We start from the raw sequence: 4,489 nt of genomic DNA on the forward strand, positions 1-4,489 counted from the left end.
GGTCCGTGCCCTATCGGGTCTATGCCCATGACGACACCGGCGAGATCGCCCTGACCTTCTTCCATGCCCATGCCGCATATCTGCAGAAGATGCTGCCGGAAGGCGAGCATGTCGTGATCTCCGGCCGCATGGAATGGTTCAACGGCCGCCCGACCATGGTCCATCCCGATCATATCGCGCCGATCGACGAGGCCGAGGGCCTGCCGCTGGTCGAGCCGGTCTATCCGCTTACCGCCGGCCTGTCGGCAAAAGTGCTGCGCCGCGCCATCGGGCAGGCGCTCGGTCGCCTGCCTGAACTGCCGGAATGGCAGGACGACGCCTTCATGCGTCGCCACACTTTTCCGTCCTTCGGCGATGCGCTTACCCGCATCCACAATCCGGCGGATCCGATCGACGTCGCCGTCGAGGGTTCGGCCTGGCGCCGCCTGGCTTACGACGAATTCCTCGCCGGGCAGGTGTCGCTGGCGCTGGTGCGGGCAAGAATCCGCCGGCTGTCAGGCCGGCCGCTCACCGGCGACGGCCGCATCGTCGAGCGGCTGCGCGCGGCCCTGCCTTACAAGCTCACGCCCAGTCAGGAATTCGCGCTCGGCGAGATCAATGCCGATCTGGCCGACCCCGAACGCATGCTGCGCCTGTTGCAGGGCGACGTCGGCTCCGGCAAGACCGTGGTTGCCCTGCTCGCCATGGGGCGAGCGGTCGAGGCAGGCGGCCAGGCCGCGCTGATGGCGCCGACCGAGATTTTGGCACGCCAACACCTGGCGACCATCGCGCCACTGGCGGAAAAAGCCGGCCTTTGCGTCGCCATTCTGACCGGGCGCGAAAAAGGCCGCGAGCGCACCGAGACGCTGGAAGGTCTTGCCGACGGCACGATCGACATCGTCGTCGGCACCCACGCGCTGTTCCAGGAAACGGTCACGTTCCACGACCTCGTGCTTGCCGTCGTCGACGAGCAGCACCGCTTCGGCGTCCACCAGCGGCTGGCGATCACCGCCAAGGGCGACGCGCCCGACATGCTGGTGATGACGGCGACCCCCATCCCGCGCACGCTGGTGCTCACCGCCTTCGGCGACATGGACGTCTCGAAGCTGACCGAAAAACCCGCCGGCCGGCAGCCAATCCGCACGGTCACCTTACCGATGGAGCGGCTGGACGAACTGGTCGGGCGCATGCGCGACGCCGTCGCCGAAGGCCAGAAGATCTACTGGATCTGCCCACTGGTCGAGGAATCCGAAGAGATCAAGCTGATGTCGGCTGAGGACCGTTTCGCTTCGCTGAAGCCGCTGTTCGGCGACCAGATCGGCCTGGTGCATGGCCGCATGAAGGGTGCCGAGAAGGACGAGGCGATGCGCGCTTTCAAGCAGGGCGAGACGCGCATCCTGATCGCAACCACCGTCATCGAGGTCGGCGTCGACGTGCCGGACGCCACCATCATGGTTATCGAACATGCCGAGCGCTTCGGCCTTGCGCAACTGCACCAGTTGCGCGGCCGCGTCGGGCGCGGCGACCGGGCCTCCTCCTGCGTGCTGCTCTACAAGGACCCGCTCGGCGAGACGGCGAAGCGCCGGCTTTCCGTGATGCGCGAGACCGAAGACGGCTTCCGCATCGCCGAGGAGGATCTGAAGCTGCGTGGCGAAGGCGAGTTGCTGGGCACCCGCCAGTCCGGCACTCCCGGCTTCCAGGTGGCGCGCATCGAGTTCCATGCCGATCTGCTCGAGGCCGCGCGCGACGACGCGCGGCTGATCCTGTCGCGCGATCCGGACCTGCAGTCCGAACGCGGCGAAGCGCTTCGGCTGCTGCTTTACCTGTTCGGTCGCGACGAGGCGGTGCGCTTGCTGCGGGCCGGCTGAGGCCCGGCGCCGACTGGCGGGTTGGCAAGCGGACCCTCGATCCGTTCGCCGTTCAGCGTCACCAGCTTGGTCTTGACCTCCGGCGCCACAAGGCCGGCCGAAACGATCAGCTTGGCGCCATCCTCGATGCTCATGTCGAGCAGCACGATCTCGGATTTCAGCACATACATCAGGAACCCCGTGGTCGGGTTCGGCGTGCAGGGCATGAACACCGCGATCAGCGGATCGCCTTCCTGGTCGAGCTTCTGGTTGATCTCGGTTTCCTTCTCGCTGGCGACGAAGACCAGCGACCAGACCCCTTTTCGCGGATATTCGACCAGCCCGACCTGGCGGAACATGTCGCCCTTGTTCGACAGCACCGTCTCGAAGATCTGCTTCAGCGAGCTATAGATGCCGCGCACCAGCGGCATGCGGCCAAGCAGCCGCTCGCCGAAATTGACGATGGCGCGGCCGACGATGTTCGCCGTCATGAAGCCGATGAACGTGATGAGCACCAGCGCCACGATCAGCCCGAAGCCGGGGACCGGGAACGGCAGATAGGTGTCGGGATTGTAGCGGGCCGGAATGTATGGCTTTACCCAGGAATCGACCCACCCGATAAGAGACCAGGCGATATAGGCGGTGATCGCCAGCGGCGCGCAGACGACGAAGCCCGTCAGGAAATAGTTCCTGAGCCGGGCAATACCAGAGGTCTTCAGGGCGTCGGACATAGGATCACCGCAGCGCAGATTGCGACGCTGAGATTAGTGAACCGCGGGCTTGTTTGGAACTGCGAAGTTTTTAAAGAAGGTTGGCTAAGGCGAGGCTTTCAGCGTTCCAGATGGAAGCTGCTTCCGTTTGGAATTAGCCGAAACATCCTTCCCTTCGTCATCCTCGGGTCTGCGCAGGAGCTTTCGCTCCTGCTCCGCCCGTGGATGACGAAAGAAGGGACCATCCGCAGCCGTACTTCGAACTGCGCGAGGCAAGCTAACGGTACTATTCCACCGTCACCGATTTCGCCAGATTGCGCGGCTGGTCGACATCCGTGCCCATGAACACGGCGGTGAAATAGGCGAGCATCTGGACCGGCAGCGCATAGATGATCGGCGAGATGATCTCCGGCACTTCGGGCAGGATGATCGTCTCCATCGTCTTGATGCCCGCCTGGGCGGCGCCCTTGGCGTCGGTGATGAGGATGATCTTGCCGCCGCGCGCCGCCACTTCCTGCATGTTCGACACGGTCTTTTCGAAGATGCGGTCATGCGGCGCGATGACGATCACCGGCATGTTCTCGTCGATCAGCGCGATCGGTCCATGCTTCAACTCGCCGCCGGCATAGCCTTCGGCATGGATATAGGAGATTTCCTTGAGCTTCAGCGCACCTTCCATGGCAAGAGGGAAATTGGTGTCGCGGCCGAGATAGAGCACGTCCTTGTAACGCGAGAGCTCGCGCGAGATGCGTTCGATCTGCTCGTCGAGCTTGAGCACTTGGGTGGCGTAGCGCGGCGCCTCGGAAAGCTCGCGCACCAGCCGCCTCTCCTCATCGCGCGCGATCGTTCCGCGCGCGACGCCTGCCCGCACGGCGAGCGAAGCCAGCACCGACAGTTGGCAGGTGAAAGCCTTGGTCGAGGCGACGCCGATTTCGGGCCCGGCAAGCGTCGGCAGCACGACGTCGGATTCGCGCGCCATGGTCGATTCCCGCACGTTGACGACCGCGCCGATCTTCATGCCGGCCTTGCGGCAATAGCGCAGCGAGGCCAGCGTGTCGGCGGTCTCGCCCGATTGCGAGATGAAGAAGGCCGCATCGGTGGCCGACAGCGGCATCTCGCGGTAGCGGAATTCCGAGGCGACATCGATGTCGACCGGCAGCCGCGCATAGCGCTCGAACCAGTATTTGCTGATCAACCCGGCCAGATAGGCGGTGCCGCAGGCCGAGAGCGCCAGCCGGCCGATCCTGGCGAAATCGAACGGCAGTTCAAGCGGCCTGGAGATGCCGGAGACGAAATCCACATAATGCGCCAGCGTGTGCGAAATCACCTCAGGCTGCTCATGGATCTCCTTTTCCATGAAATGGCGGCGGTTGCCCTTGTCGACCATGAAGCTGGTCGACAGCGACTGCTGCCGCTTGCGGTCGACCTTGTTGCCGTCGATGTCGTAGATCTCGACGCTGTTGCGGCGCACCACCGCCCAATCGCCGTCCTCCAGATAGGTGATCGAATTGGTGAAGGGCGCCAGCGCGATGGCGTCGGAACCCAAAAACATCTCACCGTCGCCATGGCCGACGGCTAAAGGCGGACCGTTGCGGGCGCCGACGAGCAGGTTCTCGTCGCCCTTGAACATGATCGCCAGTGCGAAGGCGCCCGAGAGCCGCTTCAGCGCCTGATGCGCTGCCTCCACCGGCTTCCGCCCCTTGGCAAGTTCCCGTGCCACCAGATGCGCGACGACCTCGGTGTCGGTCTGCGAGGTGAATGTGTAGCCGTCGCGGACCAGTTCATCGCGCAGCTCGGCGAAATTCTCGATGATGCCGTTGTGGACGATGGCGACGCCATCGGAAAAATGCGGATGCGCGTTGGTCTCGTTCGGCACGCCATGCGTTGCCCAGCGCGTGTGGCCGATGCCGATCGTGCCGTCGAGCGGTTCTTCCTTCAACCGGCGTTCGAGGT

The 4,489-nt window shown here is 64.3% G+C and carries 3 protein-coding genes; 1 reads left to right on the forward strand and 2 read right to left on the reverse strand.

Annotated features, from left to right (window positions below; all coding sequences use genetic code 11):
- Window positions 1-1,847, forward strand: a 1,847-nt coding sequence (recG, locus tag EOA38_RS28770; protein ID WP_127300823.1) for an ATP-dependent DNA helicase RecG, incomplete at its 5' end; no start/stop codon positions are given.
- Here recG and EOA38_RS28775 read toward each other — a convergent pair.
- Entirely contained in the window at window positions 1,799-2,557 is a 759-nt protein-coding gene (locus tag EOA38_RS28775; RefSeq protein WP_126093502.1) for a DUF502 domain-containing protein, read from the reverse strand. The genes recG and EOA38_RS28775 overlap by 49 nt on opposite strands.
- 265 nt (window positions 2,558-2,822) lie before the next feature.
- Window positions 2,823-4,489, reverse strand: a 1,667-nt coding sequence (gene glmS, locus EOA38_RS28780; RefSeq protein WP_127300824.1) for a glutamine--fructose-6-phosphate transaminase (isomerizing), incomplete at its 5' end; no start/stop codon positions are given.

Origin of the sequence: Mesorhizobium sp. M1E.F.Ca.ET.041.01.1.1, assembly GCF_003997355.1 — a bacterium.
Taxonomy (GTDB): domain Bacteria; phylum Pseudomonadota; class Alphaproteobacteria; order Rhizobiales; family Rhizobiaceae; genus Mesorhizobium.